This is a genomic window from Comamonas endophytica, assembly GCF_023634805.2.
GTDB classification, from domain to species: domain Bacteria; phylum Pseudomonadota; class Gammaproteobacteria; order Burkholderiales; family Burkholderiaceae_C; genus Comamonas; species Comamonas endophytica.
The window spans coordinates 3435945-3455835 of record NZ_CP106881.1; the positions used below are offsets into that span (position 1 = coordinate 3435945).

The following is a 19891-nucleotide window of genomic DNA, read 5'->3' on the forward strand; positions in this document are numbered from 1 at the left end:
TTGCCCGCATGCCGATCCGCTGCGCCATGGCCGTGGATCGGCATTCTTGTTTTGAGAGCTTTCGATGTTTACCGATTCCCACTGCCACCTGAACTACCCCGCGCTGGCCCAGAACCTGCCGTCCATCCGCGCCGCCATGGCCGAAGCCCGGGTGGACCGCGCGCTGTGCATCTGCACGACCATGGAGGAGTTCGGCGAGGTGCATGCGCTGGCCACCGCCTATGACAACTTCTGGTGCACGGTGGGCGTGCATCCCGACACCGAGGACATGACCGAGCCCAGCGTGCAGGACCTGCTCGAACGCGCCGCCCTGCCGCGCGTGGTGGCGATTGGCGAGACGGGCCTCGACTACTACGGCATGGAGGACCGCAAGGGCGGGCGATCTGTGGCCGACCTCGAGTGGCAGCGCGAGCGCTTTCGCGTGCACATCCGCGCGGCGCGCGCCTGCGCCAAGCCGCTGGTGATCCACACGCGCAGCGCCTCCGACGATACCCTGGCCATCCTGCGCGAGGAGGGTGAGGACGGCGCAGGCAACCAGGCCGGCGGCGTGCTGCACTGCTTCACCGAGACCGCCGAGGTCGCGCGCGCGGCGCTGGACCTGGGCTATTACATCTCGTTTTCCGGCATCGTCACCTTCAAGAACGCACAGTACCTGCGCGACGTGGCAGCCTTCGTGCCGCTGGACCGGATGCTGATCGAGACGGACAGCCCCTATCTCGCCCCCATGCCCTACCGCGGCAAGACCAACAGCCCGGCCTATGTGCCCTTCGTGGCGCAGCAGATCGCGGCCGTGCGCGGCCTGCCGGTCGAGGAAATCGCTGCGCTGACCAGCGCCAACTTCAACACCTTGTTCAAGGGGGTGGTTTCATGATCCAGACGCATACCCGACGCCGCTGCCTTCGAGCCGCGGCCGAGCTGGCCGCCGCCGCGCTGCTGCCGGGCCTGGCACATGCCGATGTCGAGGTCGACTTCGAGCGCGCCGTGATCCGCGACAACCCCAAGGCCATGCTCGAGTTGCTGCTGCGCGGCGCAGACCCCAATACGCGTGATTCGCGCGGGCGCCCGGGCATGGTGGCCGCGCTGCACCGCGATTCGCTGCGCGTGTTCGAGGTGCTGATGCTGGCGCCCGGCATCCGGCTGGATGAAGCCAGCGCCCAGGGCGAGAATGCGTTGATGATGGCGGCGCTCAAGGGCCATCTGAACATCGCGCGCCGGCTGCTCGAGCGCGGCGCCGCGGTGCACAAGGAAGGCTGGAACGCGCTTCATTACGCCACCTCGGCGGCGCTGCCCGACAGCCTGGCGATCGTGCAGCTGCTGGTGCGCCGCGGCGCTCCTGTCGACGCGCCGTCGCCCAACGGCACGACGGCGCTGATGATGGCGGCGCAGTACAGCTCGGAAGAGGTCGTGGCCCAGCTGCTGCAGTACGGGGCCGATCCGCTGGCCAGGAATCAGCGCGGCTGGACGCCGGTGGATTTCGCGCGCCAGGCCTCGCGCGACTATATGGTCGAGACCCTGACGCGGGCCCAGCAGCGCAAGCGCATCGCGCAGCCAAGGCCCGAGCGCCGGCCGGGCTGGTGATCGGTCGCCGGCGCCTGGTGCGCTGCCTGCTTATTCGGGCGCGATGTCGGGCTCGTTGTCTGGCGAGAAGGGCGGATGGGGCGGATCGTCGCCATTTTCCGGCGCCGTGGCGGCCTGGTCCTGATAGGGCTGGCCGACGGGGTCCATATCCTCGTCTTCGGGCAGCGATGCGGGCGTCTTCGGGTTGCTCATGGGTCGTCCTTGCGTGGCGGGTTGATACCGGGGGCCGGCTGCTGCATGCAGCAGTGCAGGCCATCCAACGCAAGCGTGGCGCAAGACACGCGCCGCCGCTGTAGGAGCGGGGCCAAGCTTGGCGAAAAAGCTGCCGTGGCCGGCGAGGCGCGGCCGGCGAGGCGCGACCGGCAAGGCGCGGCCGGCGAGGCGCGGCCGGCAAGGCGGCTTCTAGTCCAGGTATTCGATGGCGAAGCGGATCGGTGGAATACCGTCCTGCCCGCCCAGCGGCATCATCTGCGTGACGGGCCCGGGCTCGGCAACCACCCGGTAATTGCGCAGGCCCGCCTGCTGCGCATAGGCATGTGCCTCTTCCTCGGTCTGGAACGATTCGGTGTGGGACATGGCGCTTTTGCTTTTCAGTCGCGGGTGGGCATATGGATGCCCTTGAGCAGCTGGCGCATCGAATCCTCGACCTGACCTGCAGCGGGCTGGCGTCCACGGGCGATCAGGCGCTCCACCACCAGCAGCAGCGATTCGAATTCAATGGGCTTGACCAGGAAGGCATCGTAGCCCTTGAACACGCGGCGCACCACATCCTGGCTGGTGGCGCTCATGAAGACAAAAGGGATGTCGCGCAGCGCTTCGTCCTGGCTCAAGGCCTGGCCGAATTCGCCGCCGTTCATGATCGGCATCATGAAGTCCGACAATATCAGCGCAGGCTTTTCGCCCTCCATGAGGATCTGCAGCGCATGCTGGCCATTGGACGCCACGGCAACCCGGTAGCCTTCGGCTTCCAGCAGCAGCTGCAGGATCTCGGCGTTTCCATATTCGTCTTCGACGACAAGAACCAGTTTCATCGAGACGGTCTTTCTTGCAGGCAATAAAGGGCTCAAGCGCCCTGGGGGAGCGAAACGGCGATGTCCACCGAGGACTTCAGGGCTGCGCCGCCGCGAATTTTTGCAACCCTAAGGATACGCTGATTAACGAGCCTGTCGCTCGCTGGCGTCGCATCGAAGACAAACAGGTTGTCGAACCAGCCCACCAGGCCATCGGCCAGCGGCGCGCCCGCTGCCACCGCCAATGCCTCGGGATCCATCGTGAACAGGCACGTGACCCCGCGCCGGCGCAGTTCCACCAGCAGGCGCCCCAGGAAGCGGTAGCCGCGGTCCTTGAATGCCAGCGTATCGGCAAGGCCTGCCACGCCATCCACCACCAGCCGGCGGATCTTGAATTCATCGACCAGGCGCAGCAGCTGATGGCCCATTTCATCCATGGACTCGTCTTCCTGGCCCAGATTCCTGATCATCAGCTCGCCGCGGAAAAGCGCTGCCTCGACGCCCAATCCCAGCTCGGTGCTGAGCCGGCGCAGATCGCTGGCAAGTTCCGTGCAGGAAAGCACCAGCGCGGTGCCATCGGCGCCCGAAGCCGCGGCAAAGGCCAGCGCCAGGGTGGTCTTGCCGGTTCCGCTGTCTCCCACGACTAGCGACGCGCTGCCCGAGAGGAAGCCGCCGCCGCGCAGCGCAGCGTCCAACACGCGCCAGCCGGTGGGGACGATGTCCGGGCCCATCCTGGCGCTGGCATCGACCAGCGGCAGGCTCTCCAGCCGCGGAAAGAACTGCACCCCCTTCGAGGAGAGGCAGAAGGTGTGCTGGCCGCGAAGGACCATGCTGCCGCGGAACTTGCGCACCTGCATGCGGCGCTCGGCGCGCCAATGGAAGCCATGGTCCTCAAAGGCAAAGATGCCGTCGACCATGGTCTGCTCCGCGCTCAGCGAATTGCTGTTGCCGCTGGTGAGGATCAGGCAGGTGCAGGACATGGCGCTCACCAGGCTCTGCAGCTCGTGCACGAACTGGCGCACCGCATCGTTGGTCGTGGTGCTGAGGCTGTCGACGACCAGGCCATCGAGCACCAGCAGCGAGGCTCGGTGCCTTATCAGCTCGCCGCGCAGCAGGCCCACCACGGCCTTGAGCCCGCCTTGCTCCAGCTCGCGGTAGCCGCTGACGTAGAACACCGTCGCACTGACTTCCTGCTGGTCGAAGAAGATCTGCTGCTCCATGTGCTGGAGCATGCGTGCGTGCGACTCCGCCAGCATGGTGACGTACAGCGTGCGAATCTCCCGCCGTGCCAGGGTGTAGGCGATCTGGTTGGCCAACGTGGTCTTGCCCACGCCCGGAGGCCCCTCGAAAATGTAGACACCACCCTCGAACAACCCACCGTTGAGAATATCGTCCAGGCCTTCGACAAGAGTCGGCAATCTTTTCATTTTCTGAATGCAAATATCAAGTGGGAGCGGATCCACTGAGCCGCTCCGGACGTCGCGCGCAGGAGCGCCGCGGAAAGCTTTGATTCTAGGGCTCGCCGGGCAGTGCGGCTGCAAACACGCGCAAAGATGGGCGATCGATCAAGGCACCATCTGGATTGCGCTGGCACTGGCACCAACCCCAGGGTGGCGGACCAAGTCGTTCGCAGAAAAGAAAAAGGAGCCCGCAGGCTCCTTTTTTTCAACCGTCAACGGTCTGGTGCAGGGTCCGCGGACCCCGCACGGCGCACTCAAAGCGCTTGCATCTCGGTATTTGCATTGCGGGATGCAGGCGCTGCCGGGGAAGGCGTCGCCGGGGCCGCAGCCGCGGCTGCGGCAGCGCCCTGGGCACCCACCGGCACCTCGATGTAGGGCAGGCCCAGCGCCTGGCTCGTCTGCGTGCGGATCTCGTTGGTCAGCGCGGCGCTCTCGTTGATCTTGCGGCCGTAGGACGGAACGATGTCCTTGAGCTTGGTTTCCCATCCAGCCGCCATTTCCTGGGGAAAGGCCTGGGCCAGCAGGTTCAGCATGATCGGAGGAGAGGTCGACGCACCCGGCGAGGCGCCCAGCAGGGCAGCAATGGTCTTGTCCTTGTCCGTCACGATCTCGGTGCCGAACTGCAGCAGCGGGCCCTTTTCGGGATCGTTCTTGATGATCTGCACGCGCTGGCCGGCGGTGATCAGCTCCCAGTCCTCGCGCTTGGCGTTGGGGTAGTACTTGAGCAGTTCGGCATGCCGGTCTTCGTCGGTCAGCTTGGCCTGCTGCATCAGATACTTCACCAGGTCCAGGTTCTCGCTGCCCACCTTCAGCATGCCGCCCACGTTGTCATGGGTGACGGACGAGAACAGATCGAACCACGAACCTTCCTTCAGGAACTTGGTGCTGAACAGCGCGAAAGGGCCAAACAGCACCACCGGCTTGTCGTCGAGCTTGCGGGCATCGATGTGTGGCACCGACATCGGCGGCGAGCCGGTTTCCGCCATGCCGTAGACCTTGACCTTGTGGCGCTCGGCCAGGGCCGGGGCCTTGAAGGCCAGGAACTGGCCGCCCACGGGGAAGCCGGCGTAGTTCTTCGCTTCGGGAATGCCGGACATCTGCAGCAGCTTCACGGCAGCGCCGCCGGCGCCGATGAACACGAAACGCGACTTGACGGTGCGTTCCGTGCCATTCTTGAGGTCCTTGACGGTGACGTTCCAGATCTTGTCGTCGCCCTGGCGCAGCGCCGTGACTTCATGCTGCACCTGCAGCTGGAAGTTGGGGTTGCGCTGCAGGCCGCGGGTCAGCTGGTTGGTGATGACGCCGAAGTTGACGTCGGTGCCCAGCGGCATATAGGTCGCAGCCACCTTCTGGGCGGGGTCGCGCCCTTCCATCACCAGCGGTGCCCATTGCTTGATCTGCGCGGGGTCCGTGGAGAACTGCATGCCGTAGAACAGCGGATTCCTGGACAGCGCCTCGTAGCGTTTGCGCAGGTATTCGACGCGGTCCTCGCCCCAGACGAAGCTCATGTGAGGCGTTGGATTGATGAAGTCCGAAGGCTGCGACAGACGGCCTTCCTTGACCTGATGCGACCAGAACTGGCGCGAGATCTCGAACTGTTCGGCAATGCCGACCGCGCGCTTGGTCTCGATCGAGCCGTCCGGCAGTTCCGGCGTGTAGTTCAGCTCGGCAAACGCCGAGTGGCCGGTGCCGGCGTTGTTCCAGCCGTTGGAGCTCTCCAGCGCCACGCCGTCGAGGCGTTCGAACAGCTGCACCTTCAGGTCGGGCTGCAGTTCCTGCAGATAGGTGGCCAGCGTGATGCTCATGATGCCGCCGCCGACCAGGACGACGTCCACAGGCTTGTCGTTCTCGGCAGCGGGCACCGAACGCTGATGCAGTGGCCAGTAGAGGAACAGGACCCCCACGATTGCTAGAAGGGCCAGCAGGCTGATGCCCCATATCTTGAATTTACGCATGGAATACTCCATACCGTTGGCGAATCGGTTTCAATAGAAAAAAACTGCGCAAGGCTTGACGCTCTCTCCAGGCGGCGCTCGATCAAGGACCGACCACACGCCTGGCTGCCCTGCGCAAACAGGTCATAAAAAAATCCCCGCAGCTCCCTTTCCGCTCTGACGTGGCGGCATAGGAAAAGCTGCGGGGCTGGGCGGCTGCAACGGCTTGTTCCCCGCAGGTGACCGCGTACGCTGGTACAGCGATGGTCCGTGCGGCAGCAACCAGTGCGTGCCGACTCGGCAATCGTCTCTGCAGTGATGCCAAACGGAGCCAGCGATTCCCGCCGATCTCGCCATTGCGTCACGCCCACCGGCCGTGCCCGGCAGATGGCTTCCGAGGGATGCAATCCGGACCGGGCATGGCGGCTTCAGTTGGCGCTGATCCATGCTCCATGCCGGCACATCGCTTGAGTGCATGTCACCCGCCTGGAGCTCGATCAGCCCACGTGGGGTCGGATTGTGCCGAGTCGGAAAGCAATAGGTGGTTTCACTATGTAAATGCCGTCAGGATGGCATGGTCATGCAGTGCAGTGACGGGCACCGGCTGGTTCTTCAACATTGACAGCATTGCGGGCACCAGTGATGCGTGGATCACGCGCAAGGTGATAGCGCTGGAGCCATGGGGGGCAGGCTGCCGAGACAAAAGATCAAAGCACAGGTATTTGCGAGTATAAAAACAAAAACCCGCTATCCAAAAGATAGCGGGTTTTCCTTGTGTGCCTTGGTGGGTCGTGCGTGATTCGAACACGCGACCTACGGATTAAAAGTCCGCTGCTCTACCGACTGAGCTAACGACCCCACCTGCTTCACGAAACCATTGTTCCGATCAGCGAAGAACACGATTCTAGCACGGAATTCAAGCCACTTTTGGCTTGATGGCCGCAATTTGATCCAGCACCCAGCCGGCCGCGCATTGGCCGAAGGTCGCCGTCACGGCGACGACCGAGCCGTAACCATGGCAGTTGAGCGTGCCGTCGGCGCTGTCGATGGCGCAGGAGGCATCGGGCTGGGCCACGGGCTCGCGGCTGAAGACGCAGGCCACGCCCATCTTCTTGCCGTCGCGCGGAGCGCGGTGTTCGCGGCGCAGGCGGTAGCGCAGCTGGGCCAGCAGCGGGTCGTGGGTGGTCTGGCTCAGGTCGTCGATGTCGACCTTGTGCGCATGGCGTTTGCCGCCGGCAGCACCTGCGCTGATGAAAAGCAGCTTGTTGCGCCGTGCGTGCGCCGCCATGGCGGTCTTGGCCTTGACCTGGTCGCAGGCATCGATGACGGCCGTGACGCCCGCGGGCAGCAGTGCCGGCCAGTTCTCCGGCTCGACGAAATCCTCGATGCACTGCACTTCGCAATCCGGATGGATCTGCGCAATGCGTTCGCGCATGGCGTCCACCTTGGCCTGGCCGACGGTGGAGCTGAGGGCGTGGATCTGGCGGTTGATGTTCGACTCGGACACCTGGTCCAGGTCGATCAGAGTGATGCGGCCGACGCCGCTGCGCGCCAGCGCCTCGGCGGCCCAGGAGCCGACCCCGCCGATGCCGACCACGGCCACATGCGCCGCGCGGATGCGCGCTGCCCCCTCGACGCCATAGAGGCGCTCCAGGCCGCCGAAGCGGCGCTGGTTGTCCGGAAGCAGGGGGGTATCGCCGGGCGCAGTGCTCTGCGTGGACGTCATTTCAGGCGGGACAGCTGGTCTTTGGCGGCCACTGCGGCTTCGCTGCGCGGATAGGTCTTGACCAGATCCTCAAGCGTCTTGCGCGCGGCGCGCGTGTCCTTGAGCTCGATCTGGCAGTTGGCGATGGACAGTGCCGCTTCGGGCGCGCGGCCGTGCTCGGGGGTTGCCGTGAGCAGCGACCTGAAGTTGGCGATGGCCTCCTTGTAGTCGCGCTCGGCGTACTGGGCATTGCCCAGCCAGAAGCGTGCCGAGGGCAGGTAGCCGCTGCGCGGGTACTGGCGGATGAAGGCGCTGAAGGATTTGTTCGCGTCGGCGAAACGCCCGGCGCGGAAGACCTCGAGCGCGGCTTCGAAGTCGCGTTTCTCGGCCGGATCGGCCGTGAACTGCTGGCCGTCGACCGTGACGGCCACCGGCTCGAATTGCTTGAGCCGTTCTTCCACACCCTGGGCAATGTCCTTTTGCCGGCGCTGCAGTTCCGAGGACTGCTGCACCAGCTGTTCGTTTTGCCCGCGCAGCCGTGCCTGGTCCTGGCGCAGCGTCTCGATCTGCGCCTGCAGGTCGAGCAGGCTGCGCCGCAGCTGCGCCGTGTCTTCGCTCGCACGCTGGTTCGACTGCTGCATGGCATCGAGGCGCTGGCGCAACTCGAGAATCGCGCGGCGCGCCTCGTCATCGCCGAACAGGGCGGCCTGGCTGGCGGTGGCAAAGGATGCGGTGCAGGCCAAAGCCAGCACCATTCGGGCAACGGAAGTGGTGCGGAAAAACGGCATTGTCATCAACGGTAGGACAGTTCAGCGCGGCGGTTCTGCGCGAAAGCTTCTTCGGTGAAGCCCTGCATGGCGGGCTTTTCCTTGCCGAAGCTCACGGCTTCGACCTGGGAGTCGGGCACGCCCAGCAGGCCCAGCGAGCGGCGCACGGCTTCGGCGCGCTTCTGGCCCAGTGCCAGGTTGTATTCGCGGCCACCGCGCTCGTCGGTGTGGCCTTCGATGACGACACGGCGGTTGGGCGAAGCCTTGATGAAACGGGCATGGGCTTCGATCTGGGCCTGTGCATCGGCCTTGATGACGAACGAGTCGTAGTCGAAATACACGATGCGGCTCACGCCTTGGGGGCCGGCCTGGTTGCTGCCCGACTGGGTCAGGTCGACGCCGGAAACGCCGCTTTGGGCCGTGCCGCCGCCGTTGGCGCCGGCGCCAGCGCCGCTGCTCAGCGCGGAGCCGTCGGTGACGGGCTTGTCATCGAGCTTGACGCCCGAGCTGCAACCCGCCATCAGGGCGGCGACGGTCAGGGCGATGGAAAGGCGTTTGAAGGTGATCATGTGGACTCCAGCGTGTGGCAGTACGAATGCGCAAGTAACGTTTATGAAAAGAAAAGCAAAACTCAATGTTTGAGGAACGGGCCCCAGTCCGGCTCGCGAATGTCGCCACCCTGGCCTGCCAGACGCGCCTTGATCTTGCCGTCCAGCGTCGTGGTCATCAGCGATTCGCGCCCCTGCTGCAGCGTCGCGTAGACGATCAGGCGGCTGTTGGGCGCAAAACTCGGATTCTCATCGGCCGTGGTGTCGGTAATCGCGGTCACGGTGCCTGCACTCAGGTCCATCACATGCAGCTTGAAGCCCCCGCCCACGCGCGAAATATACGCGAGCCAGCGGCCGTCCGGACTCACGCTGGGAGAAATGTTGTAGCTGCCGCTGAAAGTCACGCGCTCGGCGTTGCCGCCGCTGGCCGAGACCTTGTAGATCTGCGGCGCACCGCCGCGGTCGCTGACGAAGAAGATCGTGCGGCCGTCGCTGGAAAACGCCGGTTCGGTATCGATGCCGCTGCTTTGCATCAGGCGGCGCGGCTCGCCGCCCTCGGCGCTGATCATGTACAGCTGCGAGCCGCCATCGCGCGTGAGCGTGACGGCCAGCTGCTCGCCATTGGGCGACCAGGCCGGCGCGCTGTTGGAGCCGCGGAAGTTCGCCACCAGCCGGCGCCGGCCGCTGGACACGTCGTGCACGTAGACCACGGGCTTGCGCGACTCGAAGGATACATAGGCCACCTGCCGGCCGTTGGGCGACCATGCCGGCGAGATGATGGGCTCGGCGCTCGACAGCGCCGATTGCGCGTTCTCGCCATCGGCATCGGCAATCCACAGCCGGTAGTTTCTGCCGGCTTTGGTGACATAGGCAATGCGTGTCGAGAAGATGCCGCGCTCGCCGGTGAGCTTCTCATAGACGTAGTCGGCAATGCGGTGGGCCACCAGGCGCAGGTCGCCGGTGGTGACGGCAAAGCCCTGGCCGCCCAGGTCCTCGCCGCGCACCACGTCCCACAGGCGAAAGCGCACGTCGAAACGGCCGTCGGCCAGGCGCGTCACGCTGCCCGTGACCAGCGAGTCGGCCATCTTCTGCTTCCACAGCGCGACGTCGGGGCGCGAGGTTTCATCGAGCTGCGTGCCCGAGGCGTCGACGCCGCGGAACTGGCCGCTGCGCTCGAGATCGGCCTGCACGATGGCGGCGAGCTTCTGCGGCGACTGGGCCTCGCCGCGGAACGGGGCAATGGCGATCGGCAACTGCGTCAGGCCCACGCCCGTGACTTCGACACGGAACTGCGCAAGGGCTGGCAGGGCAGGCGTGGAGGCCAGGGCCGCGAGAAAGCCGCGGCGCATCGTGAGCGGCGCCGCCGCGGAAGAAAGGGTGGATGGAGTTCGGTCAATAGTCATTGGCAACCATCATAGTGCGGGTTTGTCCCGGTGCTTAACGAGCGGATGTTACACACTACCGCGCAGCCGATATGTAAGACGATGATTACGCAGGCTGTGGGGGCCGTAGAATCCGCGTCACATGCAAGCCACCCCCTCCGCCCCCGAAGCCGCCAGCGCCGTGTCCGCGCCGCCCCGAAGCATGCGCCAGCGTCTCAAGCGCCTGGCACCGTATTTCGGCGGCCGCCGCTGGACCTGGGTGCTGGCCGTGCTTGCCATGCTGGTCGGGGCGGCCACCGAGCCGATGATCCCCGCGCTGCTCAAGCCCCTGCTGGACAGCGGCTTCACCGATGGCAGCTTGCAGCTGTGGCTGGTGCCCTTATCCATCATGGGCGTGTTCCTGCTGCGCGGCATCGCCCAGTTCGTCGGCCAGTACGCGCTGGCGCGCATCGCCAACGAGGGCATGCTGAGCCTGCGCCATGCGCTGTTCGACCGGTTGCTGGCGGCGGACATGGCGCTGTTTTCGCGCCAGTCGGCCAGCAGCCTGTCGAACACCGTGGTGTATGAAGTGCAGACCGGCTCGACGCTGCTGGTGCAGGCCATGATGGGCCTGTCGCGCGACAGCTTCACGCTGATCGCGCTGCTGGGCTATCTGCTGTATCTCAACTGGCAATTGACGCTGGTGGTGGGGCTGGTCGTGCCCGGTGTCGCGTGGATCATGAAAACGCTGTCGCGGCGGCTGTACCGCATCACCAAGGCCAGCCAGGAGGCCACCGATTCGCTGGCCTATGTGGTCGAGGAAAACGTGCTGGCCCACCGCATGGTGCGGCTGCACGGCGCGCAGCAGGAGCAGCAGGGGCGCTTCGGCTCCCTGAGCCAGCGCCTGCGCCATCTGGCCGTCAAGTCCACCATCGCTTCGGCGGCGATGACCCCGCTGACCCAGTTGCTGGCCGCGGCCGCGCTGTCGGCGGTGATCTGCATCGCGCTGTGGCAAAGCCGCCAGGCCCTGCGCGCCGACGATGTCACGGTGGGCGGCTTCGTGTCGTTCATCACCGCGATGCTGATGCTGGTGGCGCCCATCCGCCGGCTGGCCGATGTCGCCAACCCGATCACGCGCGGCGTGGCCGCACTCGAGCGCGGGCTGGCGCTGCTGGACAGCACGCAGGCGGAGCAGGGCGGCACGCACCGGACGGCGCGCGCGCGCGGCGCGCTCGAGCTGCGCGATGTGGGCGTGGCCTTTGGCGAGGACCACGCGCCGGCGCTGGCGCAGGTCAACCTGCGCGTGCAGCCGGGCGAGGTCGTGGCGCTGGTCGGGCCCTCGGGGGCGGGCAAGACCACGCTGGTCAATCTGCTGCCGCGCTTCCTGGCGCCCACGCAGGGCGAGGTGCTGCTTGACGGCCGGCCTCTGGGCGACTGGGACCTGTCCAGCCTGCGCCGGCAGTTCGCGATGGTCAGCCAGGATGTGGTGATGTTCAACGACAGCGTGGCGGCCAACGTCGCGCTGGGCGCTCGGATCGATGAGGCCAAGGTCTGGGCCAGCCTCGAAGCCGCCAATCTGGGCGAGCATGTGCGCCGCATGCCCCAGGGCCTGCAGACCCTGGTGGGACACAACGCCGCCCAGCTGTCGGGCGGACAGCGCCAGCGCCTGGCGATCGCGCGCGCCATCTATAAGGACGCGCCGATCCTGATTCTGGACGAGGCCACCTCGGCGCTCGACACCGAGTCCGAACGCCTGGTGCAGGAGGCGCTGCAGCGGCTGATGCAGGGCCGCACGACGCTGGTCATCGCGCACCGGCTTTCCACCATCGAGCATGCCGACCGCGTGGTGGTCATGGAGCGCGGCCACATTGTCGAGCAGGGCTCGCATGCGCAACTGATTGCGCAGGGCGGGCTCTATGCGCGGCTGCAGGCGCGGCCCGCAGCGCACTAGTTTGCGCGGGCGGCGCCTGCAATCCGTCGATGGGCAGGAGCCGCCGGGCGCGATTCACTCCGGATTTGCCAGCTGCGTGCCGAACTGGAACAACGCCGATGCAGTTGCCACATGGGGCACACGGTCGAGCCGACATTGAGCAGCAGTTTGGTGCCGGAGTGCATGGCGACTGGTAATTGCCGGCCTGGGCGCCGCGCCTCAGTACGTCACGATGACCCGCGAATCGCCAGCGTCCATGCGGCCGACGACGGCAGCCTGCGCAAACCCCTGGGCCGCAAACAGCTCGAGCACCTGCTGCACGCTGTCGGCGGAGCAGGACACCAACAGCCCGCCCGAAGTCTGCGGGTCGGTCAGCAGGGCCTGCAAGGATGGCGGCAACTGCTTGTCCATCTCGATCTGCTCGCCATAGGCTGCCCAGTTGCGCCCCGATGCGCCCGTGACCACGCCGCGCTCGGCAAAGTCCTGCACCGTGGGCAGCAGCGGCAGCGCGCGGCCGTCGATGTGCGCCGTGAGACCCGCGCCGCGCGCCAGCTCCAGTGCATGGCCCAGCAGGCCGAAGCCGGTGACATCGGTCAGCGCATGCACGCCTTCGATCCGCGCCAGCGCCGCGCCCGGACGGTTGAGCTGCGTGGTGGTCTCCACCATGGCGCGGTAGCCGGCTTCATCGAGCAGGTTCTTCTTCAGCGCCGCAGACAGGATGCCCACGCCCAGGGGCTTGCCCAGCACCAGCACGTCGCCCTCACGCGCATCGGCATTGCGCTTCATGTGCCTGGGGTTGACGATGCCGATGCCCACCAACCCATAGATCGGCTCGACCGAGTCGATCGAATGCCCGCCGGCCAGCGGAATGCCGGCTTCGCGGCAGATCGATTCGCCGCCTTCGAGCACCTTGGCGATGGTCGCGTGCGGCAGCACGTTGATCGGCATGCCGACGATGGCCAGCGCCATCAGCGGCGTGCCGCCCATCGCATAGATGTCCGACAGCGCATTGGCCGCGGCAATGCGGCCGAAGTCGTACGGATCGTCCACGATGGGCATGAAGAAATCGGTGGTCGCGACGATCGCCTGCTCGTCGTTGATGCGGTAGACGGCCGCATCGTCGGCGGTCTCGTTGCCCACCAGCAGGTCGGGGAAGAACTGCTTGGGCAGCGCGCTCTGCCCGATCAGCTGTGCCAGCACGCCCGGCGCGATCTTGCAGCCGCAGCCGCCGCCGTGGGACAGGGAAGTGAGACGCGGGGCCGTGGGCGGCTGGAGGGCGGTGTGGTTCATGGGCTGGATCGGGCTCTTGGCGGATGCGTGGGCAAAGAGGGCGGAAAGCAGCAGGAGTCGAACCTACCCAGGAGCGGCTGACGCCCCTCACCGGGTTTGAAGCCCGGCCACACCACCGGGTGTGCATGCCTTCCATCTGCGCCCGGCGCCAGGGCGGCGCGGGCAAGCATCGCTATTGTAACGGCGCCGCGGCATCCTGCCAGCGGGCGTCGGGGCGCAGCAGGTGCGCGTCGCGCAGCCGGCGCGTGTAGCCGACGCGGTCGAAGAACTCGAGGATCTGGATGGCGCGCTTGCGCCCCAGGCCCGTGGCGTCGCGAAAGGCACGCGCTTCGACTTCGGCGCGCGCATGCGCTCCCGCCAGCTCCTGCACCAGCTGCGCCAGCGCCTGCATGCGCGCGGCGCCGTAGTACAGGTCCTTGACCACAGGGAACACCTGTCCGCGGCGCGCCAGCTTGCGCAGCAGCTGGCGCACGCTGTCCTCACCGGCGCCCGTGGTGGCCGCCAGGTCGCGCACCCAGGGCGGGTCGTAGCGGCCGGCATCGATCAGCGGCAGCAGCTGTCTGGCAAGAACATCTTCCTGCGCGCTCAGCTGTACCGCATGCCCGGGCAGATGCAGCCAGGCGCCACTGGCAGCGATCTGCGCATCGCGCAGCAAACCGTCGATCAGCGCGCGCCACAGCGCATCGTGCGTGCCTTGCACCAGCCCCGGCCAGGCCATGCGGCGCAGGCGCGCGGCGTTCAGGCCGGGCTCGTCGGGGTGCTTCTCGTGGAATTGCGCGAGCGTCGCCAGCACCTGCGCACGCAGCTGTTGCCAGCGCGCCGCGGGCAGCAGCAGGGTGTCGCCGGCCAGCGGCAGCTGTAGGCAGTCGGCGGGCAGGTCTTGCGCGTCCCAGCGCCGGCCGGACAGCCGCACCAGCTGCGACAGCGGCAGGCCCTGCGGCGACCGGGCCAGCAGCTGCTCGGCGCGGCCCGTGCCGACGAGCGTCTGCAGCGCCTGCAGATAGGCGATGCGCTCGGGACTGCGGCGCTTGCGCGCGGGGGCGTAGGGATCGATGACGCTGCCGCCGGCAATGGTGCGGCTGGCCTGGGCATTGCGCAGGATCAAACGGTCGCCGGGCAGGCAGAACACCGGTGCATCCAGCACCAGCTGGGCGCGCACGCAGCTGCCCGGCTCGATGCGCTCGCCTTCGAGCAGCGCCACATGGGCCGTGCAATGCGCCGTGCCCAGGTGCAGGTGCACGGGCGTCCACTGGCGCAGCTCGGTCGCCGTGGCCAGCAGCTGCAGCTGCACGTCGATGCGCTCGGTGGCCTGCAGCAGCGCGCCATCGGCAATCCAGTCGCCGCGCTGGATGTCGTCCTTGCCCAGCCCTGCGAGGTTGAGCGCGCAGCGCTGCCCCGCCACGGCGCGCTCGCTGGCCTGGTTCTGCGCGTGGATGCTGCGCACGCGCAGGTCCTGGCCGGTGCGCGAATGCACCAGGGTATCGCCCGTGGCCACGGCGCCGCCGAACACCGTGCCAGTGACCACCGTGCCCTGGCCCGCCAGGCTGAAGCTGCGGTCCACGGCCAGGCGGAACAATCCGCCCTGCGCGCGCGCGGGCATGCGCTGGGCCAGGGTGTGCAGATGGCTGCGCAGCGCGGCCACGCCCGGGTCCTCCGGGCGGCTGGCCGCGGTTTCGAAGACCGGCGCCCCCGCGAAGGGCGTGGCGCCCAGCAGATCGGCCAGTTGGGCCCGGGCCGCGCCGACCTGCGCCGCGCTGGCGCGGTCCACCTTGGTCAAGGCAATGCTGGCCTGGGTGACGCCCAGCAGCTGCAGGATATCGAGGTGCTCGCGCGTCTGCGGCATCACGCCGTCGTCGGCCGCCACGACCAGCAGCGCATGGTCTATGCCGACCGCGCCGGCGGCCATGGTGTGCACGAATTTCTCGTGCCCCGGCACGTCGATGATGCCCAGCACGTCGCCATTGGGCAGCGGCGCATAGGCATAACCCAGCGCGATCGAGATGCCGCGCGCCTTCTCTTCCTTGAGGCGGTCCGTGTCCACGCCGGTGAGCGCGCGCACCAGCGTGGTCTTGCCATGGTCGATATGGCCTGCGGTGCCGATGATCATGGCCGGCTGCCAGCGATGTTGGCCGCCAGCAGCGGCAATTGCGCGGCAAACAGCGCCTGCTGCGGCGCCTCCAGGCAGCGCAGATCCAGCCACAGCGCATCGGCCTGCACGCGCCCGATCACCGGGCGGGGCAGGGCGCGCAACGCGGCTTCGAGCTGCAGCAGCTGGCGTCCGGCCTGGCGGCCCGAGGCCGGGTGGATGCGCAGGCCGTGGCTCGGCAGCGATTCAACGGGCAGCGCGCCGCTGCCGATCTGGCTGGCCATGGCCGCGGTTTCGACCACATAGGCGCTGCCCAGCGCGGCCTGCAGCTGCGGCGCGAGCGCCTGGGCCTGGGCCTGCATCTCGGTTTCCTGGCGCGTGAACAGCCGCAGCGTGGTCAGGCGCTCGGCCAATTGTTCGGGGTGCAGGTACAGCCGCAGCACCGGCTCAAGCGCCGCCAGCGTCAGCTTGCCCACGCGCATCGCGCGCTTGAGCGGGTTTTTCTTGATGCGCGCAATCAGGTGCCTGCGCCCGACGATCAGCCCGGCCTGCGGGCCGCCCAGCAGCTTGTCGCCGCTGAAGGTGACGATGTCGGCGCCCGCGGCGAGGGTCTCGCGCACGGTGACCTCGTGCGGCAGGCCCCACTGGCGCATGTCGACCAGCGTGCCGCTGCCCAGGTCCACCACCATGTTCAGGCCCTGCGCGTGGGCGATGGCCGCCACTTCCTGGTCGCTGACGCTCTTGGTGAAGCCCGTCACCTCGTAGTTGCTGCAATGCACCTTCATCAGCAGGCCGGTGTCGGCGCCAAGGGCCTCGCGGTAGTCGCTCGCATGGGTGCGGTTGGTGGTGCCGACCTCGACCAGCCGGGCGCCGGCGCGCGCCATGATGTCGGGAATGCGGAAGGCGCCGCCGATCTCGACCAGTTCGCCGCGCGAGACGATCACCTCCTTGCCCACGGCCAGCGTGCCCAGCGTGAGCAGCACGGCAGCGGCATTGTTGTTGACCACCGTGGCGGCCTCGGCGCCGGTGAGCTCGCAGATGAGTTCCTCGATCAGGTCGTCGCGGTCGCCGCGCCCACCGGTTGCCAGGTCGTATTCGAGGTTTGCGGGATTCAGCATCGCCTCGATCACTGCATCCACTGCCTCCTGCGGCAGCAGCGCGCGGCCCAGGTTGGTGTGCAGTACGGTGCCGGTGAGGTTGAACACCGCCTGCAGGCGCGGCGCGAAGCGCGCGGCCAGGCGCTCGCCGGCCGCCGCGGCAATACCCTCGAAGCTGGTGGCGTCTGGGGCCGGCGCGGCGCCCGCGCGCAACTCGCCGCGAAGCGCATCGAGCGTGTCGCGCAGCGCCTGGGTGCAGGCCTGGCGGCCATGGCGGTCAAGCCAGGGCGCCAGCGCGGGGCTGCCGAGCAGCCGGTCCACGGAGGGCAGGGGGGAGCGGGGGGAGGATGCGCTGGCGTCGGTTCTCATCCCGCTATTTTGAGCTCATTCCGCAGCCGGATCGACCAAAGCCTGGTCGCCCTCGCTTCGCTCCTCGGCAAAGGCCACGTACAGCAGCGGGTTGGTGCTGGCGCGCTTGAACTGCGTCTCGCCCATCAACAGATCCAGCATCAGCGATGCGAGATCGTCCGCCAGGGGCTCGGCCAGCGGGTCCTTCTCCTGGTTGACCACCTTGCGGTAGCAGCCGCATTCGCTGCAGGTCTCGGCCGTCACCACCTCGCCCTGGCCTTCGATGCCCTGGTACTGGACTCCCTTGGTGGATTCGCAGTGCGAGCACTTGACGCGCACCATGTGCCACTCGGTGCAGCAGATGCCGCAGTGCAGGTAGCGGTGGCCGTTGGCCTTGCCGCCGATGCGCAGCACGCTGGCCACGGGCTCGCTGGCGCAGACCGGGCAGATCGACGCAGGCTCGGTGTAGGGCACGTCGCCCACGGCCAGATGCGCCGCGCGCTGGGTGAACACCACCTGCAGCGCGGCCATGACGAAGGGCGCCATGCCCACGTCGCGCGCCGCCACTTCCTTTTGCAGCAGGCGCTTGGCGACGGCTTCGCGCTCGGCCTGCGGCATCCCGCGCAGCGCGCCGATCAGCGGCTGCAGCGGCTCTGGCAGGCCCTGCGCGCCCTCGAGGCGGTCGAGCATGGTGTCGAGCACCTGCAGCCAGGCCGGGTCCAGATGGTCGGCGGCGGGCAGCAGCGGCATCGAATGCTGCTGGGCCAGCGCGATGGCGGCGGCCGGCAGCTCGGGTGCCGGCAGGGTGGCCAGCGCATGGTGCTGGGCGTCGACGATGCTGGCGACAAACAGGATGTAGTCGCCGATGGGGTTGCCCTGGGCCAGCTGGCGCAGGCGCGCGGCGCGCTCGGCAAACAGGCTGCCGGCCTCGGGCAGGCGGATGCGCGGGAAGTTGATCTGGTCGATCGACTCGATCTCGCCGCGTTGGAGAATGCGTTGCATGGGGTATTTCCAAATAAGTGCCGCCGGCATGCCTGGGAGGCGTGCCGGCGGCGGTGATCTGAAAACCGTTCGTGGTGAGCCTGTCGAACCATGAACGGCCTACGCTCAAAACTTGACCGCAGGCCCTTCATCCTTCGACAAGCTCAGGACGAACGGTCTTGAAAGTGCGCCCTGGGCTTAACTGGTTGAAGCAAGACGAAGCCTGTCAGTCCTTCTCGCCCGTCATGCGCCGATACCACAGCGGATGATGGTACTTCGCCCAGGCCCGGTTCACCGTCCCATACACCATCGCACGGATCGTGCCGCGGGTCCAGATGGCGGCGTAGATGTGCATGATGATCAGGCCGAAGAGCACCGTGGCGGACACCGCGTGCAGCACGGCGCTGGCGCGCACGATGTCCACCGGCAGGTTCCACCAGGCGCGCCACATCAGCACGCCCGACAGCGTCAGGCCCAGCATCGAGGCGATCAGCAGCCAGAACAGCACCTTCTGGCCGCCGTTGTACTTGTCCTGTTCGGGCATCACATGGTGCTCCTCGGTGACGAGTTTGGGCGCTTCCTTGAGCCACTGGATGTCGTTGGCGCGGATGATGTTCAGCCGCCAGAAGCTGAACACCATCAGCACGAAGCCCAGCGCCATCACCACCCCGATATAGGGGTGCAGGATGCGCGCCCAGGTGCCGCTGCCGAACAGCTGGACCAGCGGGTAGAAGGCCGGGTGGAAGAAAGCCAGGCCCGACGCCGCCAGCAGCACGAAGGTGATCGCCACCAGCCAGTGGTTGGCGCGCTCGCCTGCGCCGTAGCGCTTGAGGTCACGGGGGCTGCGTTTCATTTTGCGTCCTCCTTGTCCAGCATCTGCTGCTCCAGCCGTTCTTCCATGCGTTCCTCCTCGCGCTCGAGTTCCGCGGGCACCTCGTGCGGGCCCTTGGTCACGTAGTGGAAGAAGCTGCCCACGGCGGCCGCGCCCAGCGCCGCCAGCGCCAGCGGCTTGGCCACGCCCTTCCACAGCGACACCATCGGGCTGATCTTCGGATCATCCGGCAGGCCCTTGTACAGCGACGGCTTGTCCGCATGGTGCAGCACGTACATGACGTGCGTGCCGCCCACGCCGGCCGGGTCGTACAGGCCGGCCTTGTCGAAGCCTCGGCGGTTCAGGTCCTGGATCCGGTGCTCGGCATGCTCCTTCATCGCCTGCTTGGTGCCGAACTGGATGGCACCCGTGGGGCAGGTCTTGACGCAGGCGGGCTCGCGTCCCACGGCCACGCGGTCGGAACACAGGGTGCACTTGTACGCCTTGTGGTCCTTCTTCGAGATGCGCGGGATGTTGAACGGGCAGCCGGTCACGCAGTAGCCGCAGCCGATGCAGTTCTCCTGCTGGAAGTCCACGATGCCGTTGCTGTACTGCAGGATCGCGCCCGGCGAGGGGCAGGCCTTGAGGCAGCCCGGGTCCTCGCAGTGCATGCAGCCGTCCTTGCGGATCAGCCACTCCAGGTTGCCCGTGGCCTCGTTTTCGTACTCGGTGAAACGCATCACGGTCCACGACGCGGCGGTCAGGTCGGTGGGGTTGTCATAGACCCCCGCCGCCGCCGTGCCGATGTCGTCGCGCAGATCGTTCCACTCCATGCAGGCGGTCTGGCAGGCCTTGCAGCCAATGCACTTGGAGACGTCGATCAGCTTGGCCACCTCGCCGGAATGCGTTTCCCGCATGCTGGGCGAGGGGGTGGTGGTCGCCGAACGGCGCTTGATATCGAGAGAATGTGTAGAAGACATCAGCT

The 19891-nt window shown here is 67.2% G+C and carries 18 protein-coding genes and 2 tRNA genes; 3 read left to right on the forward strand and 17 right to left on the reverse strand.

Annotated features, from left to right (window positions below; genetic code table 11):
* Positions 1 to 64 precede the first annotated feature (64 nt).
* Entirely contained in the window at positions 65 to 871 is an 807-nt protein-coding gene (locus tag M9799_RS15615; protein ID WP_231042240.1) for a TatD family hydrolase, read from the forward strand.
* Positions 868 to 1578 (forward strand): ankyrin repeat domain-containing protein, encoded by a 711-nt coding sequence (locus M9799_RS15620; protein WP_231042241.1) that lies wholly within the window; start codon positions 868 to 870, stop codon positions 1576 to 1578. Before M9799_RS15615 ends, M9799_RS15620 begins: the two co-directional genes overlap by 4 nt.
* A 30-nt stretch (positions 1579 to 1608) precedes the next feature.
* On the opposite strand, the gene M9799_RS15625 is transcribed toward M9799_RS15620, so the two are convergent.
* The 10 genes from M9799_RS15625 to tolB all read right to left on the reverse strand — a co-directional run bounded on the left by M9799_RS15625 (position 1609) and on the right by tolB (position 10405).
* Entirely contained in the window at positions 1609 to 1770 is a 162-nt protein-coding gene (locus M9799_RS15625) for a hypothetical protein (RefSeq protein ID WP_231042242.1), read from the reverse strand.
* 210 nt (positions 1771 to 1980) lie between these two features.
* Entirely contained in the window at positions 1981 to 2154 is a 174-nt protein-coding gene (locus M9799_RS15630; RefSeq protein ID WP_231042243.1) for a hypothetical protein, read from the reverse strand.
* A gap of 14 nt (positions 2155 to 2168) precedes the next feature.
* Complete coding sequence (locus tag M9799_RS15635; protein WP_231042244.1) at positions 2169 to 2609, reverse strand: response regulator; 441 nt, start codon at positions 2607 to 2609, stop codon at positions 2169 to 2171.
* A 32-nt stretch (positions 2610 to 2641) separates the two neighbouring features.
* A complete protein-coding gene (locus M9799_RS15640; protein WP_231042245.1) occupies positions 2642 to 4015 on the reverse strand; it encodes an RAD55 family ATPase in 1374 nt (457 codons plus the stop codon).
* A 287-nt stretch (positions 4016 to 4302) separates the two neighbouring features.
* Positions 4303 to 6003 (reverse strand): malate dehydrogenase (quinone), encoded by a 1701-nt coding sequence (gene mqo / locus M9799_RS15645; protein WP_231042246.1) that lies wholly within the window; start codon positions 6001 to 6003, stop codon positions 4303 to 4305.
* A gap of 761 nt (positions 6004 to 6764) precedes the next feature.
* A tRNA-Lys gene (locus M9799_RS15650) sits at positions 6765 to 6840 on the reverse strand.
* A 58-nt stretch (positions 6841 to 6898) separates the two neighbouring features.
* Positions 6899 to 7708 carry a tRNA threonylcarbamoyladenosine dehydratase gene (locus tag M9799_RS15655; RefSeq protein WP_231042247.1) on the reverse strand — a complete coding sequence of 270 codons (810 nt, stop codon included), beginning with the start codon at positions 7706 to 7708 and terminating at the stop codon, positions 6899 to 6901.
* Complete coding sequence (gene ybgF, locus M9799_RS15660) at positions 7705 to 8442, reverse strand: tol-pal system protein YbgF (protein ID WP_231042248.1); 738 nt, start codon at positions 8440 to 8442, stop codon at positions 7705 to 7707. Before ybgF ends, M9799_RS15655 begins: the two co-directional genes overlap by 4 nt.
* A 38-nt stretch (positions 8443 to 8480) precedes the next feature.
* Positions 8481 to 9023 (reverse strand): peptidoglycan-associated lipoprotein Pal, encoded by a 543-nt coding sequence (gene pal / locus M9799_RS15665; RefSeq protein ID WP_231042249.1) that lies wholly within the window; start codon positions 9021 to 9023, stop codon positions 8481 to 8483.
* 62 nt (positions 9024 to 9085) lie between these two features.
* On the reverse strand, positions 9086 to 10405 hold the full coding sequence (gene tolB / locus M9799_RS15670; RefSeq protein WP_231042250.1) for a Tol-Pal system beta propeller repeat protein TolB: 1320 nt from the start codon (positions 10403 to 10405) through the stop codon (positions 9086 to 9088).
* A gap of 121 nt (positions 10406 to 10526) precedes the next feature.
* Here tolB and msbA point away from each other — a divergent pair, with 121 nt between their 5' ends.
* The gene (gene msbA, locus M9799_RS15675; RefSeq protein ID WP_231042251.1) at positions 10527 to 12314 is read left to right on the forward strand and encodes a lipid A export permease/ATP-binding protein MsbA; all 1788 of its coding nucleotides are present in this window, start codon (positions 10527 to 10529) and stop codon (positions 12312 to 12314) included.
* A 198-nt stretch (positions 12315 to 12512) separates the two neighbouring features.
* On the opposite strand, the gene selD is transcribed toward msbA, so the two are convergent.
* From selD to fdxH, 7 genes are all read right to left on the reverse strand, one after another.
* Positions 12513 to 13583 (reverse strand): selenide, water dikinase SelD, encoded by a 1071-nt coding sequence (gene selD / locus M9799_RS15680; protein WP_231042252.1) that lies wholly within the window; start codon positions 13581 to 13583, stop codon positions 12513 to 12515.
* 41 nt (positions 13584 to 13624) lie between these two features.
* Positions 13625 to 13717, reverse strand: a tRNA-Sec gene (locus tag M9799_RS15685).
* A 38-nt stretch (positions 13718 to 13755) separates the two neighbouring features.
* A complete protein-coding gene (gene selB, locus M9799_RS15690; protein ID WP_231042253.1) occupies positions 13756 to 15690 on the reverse strand; it encodes a selenocysteine-specific translation elongation factor in 1935 nt (644 codons plus the stop codon).
* On the reverse strand, positions 15687 to 17135 hold the full coding sequence (selA, locus tag M9799_RS15695; protein WP_231042254.1) for an L-seryl-tRNA(Sec) selenium transferase: 1449 nt from the start codon (positions 17133 to 17135) through the stop codon (positions 15687 to 15689). Before selA ends, selB begins: the two co-directional genes overlap by 4 nt.
* Before the next feature lie 15 nt (positions 17136 to 17150).
* Complete coding sequence (fdhE, locus tag M9799_RS15700; RefSeq protein ID WP_231042255.1) at positions 17151 to 18116, reverse strand: formate dehydrogenase accessory protein FdhE; 966 nt, start codon at positions 18114 to 18116, stop codon at positions 17151 to 17153.
* A gap of 205 nt (positions 18117 to 18321) precedes the next feature.
* A complete protein-coding gene (locus M9799_RS15705) occupies positions 18322 to 18948 on the reverse strand; it encodes a formate dehydrogenase subunit gamma (RefSeq protein ID WP_231042256.1) in 627 nt (208 codons plus the stop codon).
* Positions 18945 to 19886 carry a formate dehydrogenase subunit beta gene (gene fdxH, locus M9799_RS15710; RefSeq protein ID WP_231042257.1) on the reverse strand — a complete coding sequence of 314 codons (942 nt, stop codon included), beginning with the start codon at positions 19884 to 19886 and terminating at the stop codon, positions 18945 to 18947. The genes M9799_RS15705 and fdxH overlap by 4 nt, the downstream gene beginning before the upstream one ends.
* Between the last annotated feature and the right edge of the window lie 5 nt (positions 19887 to 19891).

Bases quoted from the DNA above. Each gene is read 5' to 3' on its own strand.
- ybgF (WP_231042248.1), bottom strand. From the start codon at position 8,442: ATGGTGCTGGCTTTGGCCTGCACCGCATCCTTTGCCACCGCCAGCCAG.
- M9799_RS15635 (WP_231042244.1), bottom strand. From the start codon at position 2,609: ATGAAACTGGTTCTTGTCGTCGAAGACGAATATGGAAACGCCGAGATC.
- M9799_RS15705 (WP_231042256.1), bottom strand. From the start codon at position 18,948: ATGAAACGCAGCCCCCGTGACCTCAAGCGCTACGGCGCAGGCGAGCGC.
- fdxH (WP_231042257.1), bottom strand. From the start codon at position 19,886: ATGTCTTCTACACATTCTCTCGATATCAAGCGCCGTTCGGCGACCACC.
- mqo (WP_231042246.1), bottom strand. From the start codon at position 6,003: ATGCGTAAATTCAAGATATGGGGCATCAGCCTGCTGGCCCTTCTAGCA.
- M9799_RS15630 (WP_231042243.1), bottom strand. From the start codon at position 2,154: ATGTCCCACACCGAATCGTTCCAGACCGAGGAAGAGGCACATGCCTAT.
- M9799_RS15640 (WP_231042245.1), bottom strand. From the start codon at position 4,015: ATGAAAAGATTGCCGACTCTTGTCGAAGGCCTGGACGATATTCTCAAC.
- selD (WP_231042252.1), bottom strand. From the start codon at position 13,583: ATGAACCACACCGCCCTCCAGCCGCCCACGGCCCCGCGTCTCACTTCC.
- selA (WP_231042254.1), bottom strand. From the start codon at position 17,135: ATGAGAACCGACGCCAGCGCATCCTCCCCCCGCTCCCCCCTGCCCTCC.
- M9799_RS15620 (WP_231042241.1), top strand. From the start codon at position 868: ATGATCCAGACGCATACCCGACGCCGCTGCCTTCGAGCCGCGGCCGAG.
- msbA (WP_231042251.1), top strand. From the start codon at position 10,527: ATGCAAGCCACCCCCTCCGCCCCCGAAGCCGCCAGCGCCGTGTCCGCG.
- M9799_RS15625 (WP_231042242.1), bottom strand. From the start codon at position 1,770: ATGAGCAACCCGAAGACGCCCGCATCGCTGCCCGAAGACGAGGATATG.
- fdhE (WP_231042255.1), bottom strand. From the start codon at position 18,116: ATGCAACGCATTCTCCAACGCGGCGAGATCGAGTCGATCGACCAGATC.
- M9799_RS15615 (WP_231042240.1), top strand. From the start codon at position 65: ATGTTTACCGATTCCCACTGCCACCTGAACTACCCCGCGCTGGCCCAG.
- selB (WP_231042253.1), bottom strand. From the start codon at position 15,690: ATGATCATCGGCACCGCAGGCCATATCGACCATGGCAAGACCACGCTG.
- pal (WP_231042249.1), bottom strand. From the start codon at position 9,023: ATGATCACCTTCAAACGCCTTTCCATCGCCCTGACCGTCGCCGCCCTG.
- M9799_RS15655 (WP_231042247.1), bottom strand. From the start codon at position 7,708: ATGACGTCCACGCAGAGCACTGCGCCCGGCGATACCCCCCTGCTTCCG.
- tolB (WP_231042250.1), bottom strand. From the start codon at position 10,405: ATGACTATTGACCGAACTCCATCCACCCTTTCTTCCGCGGCGGCGCCG.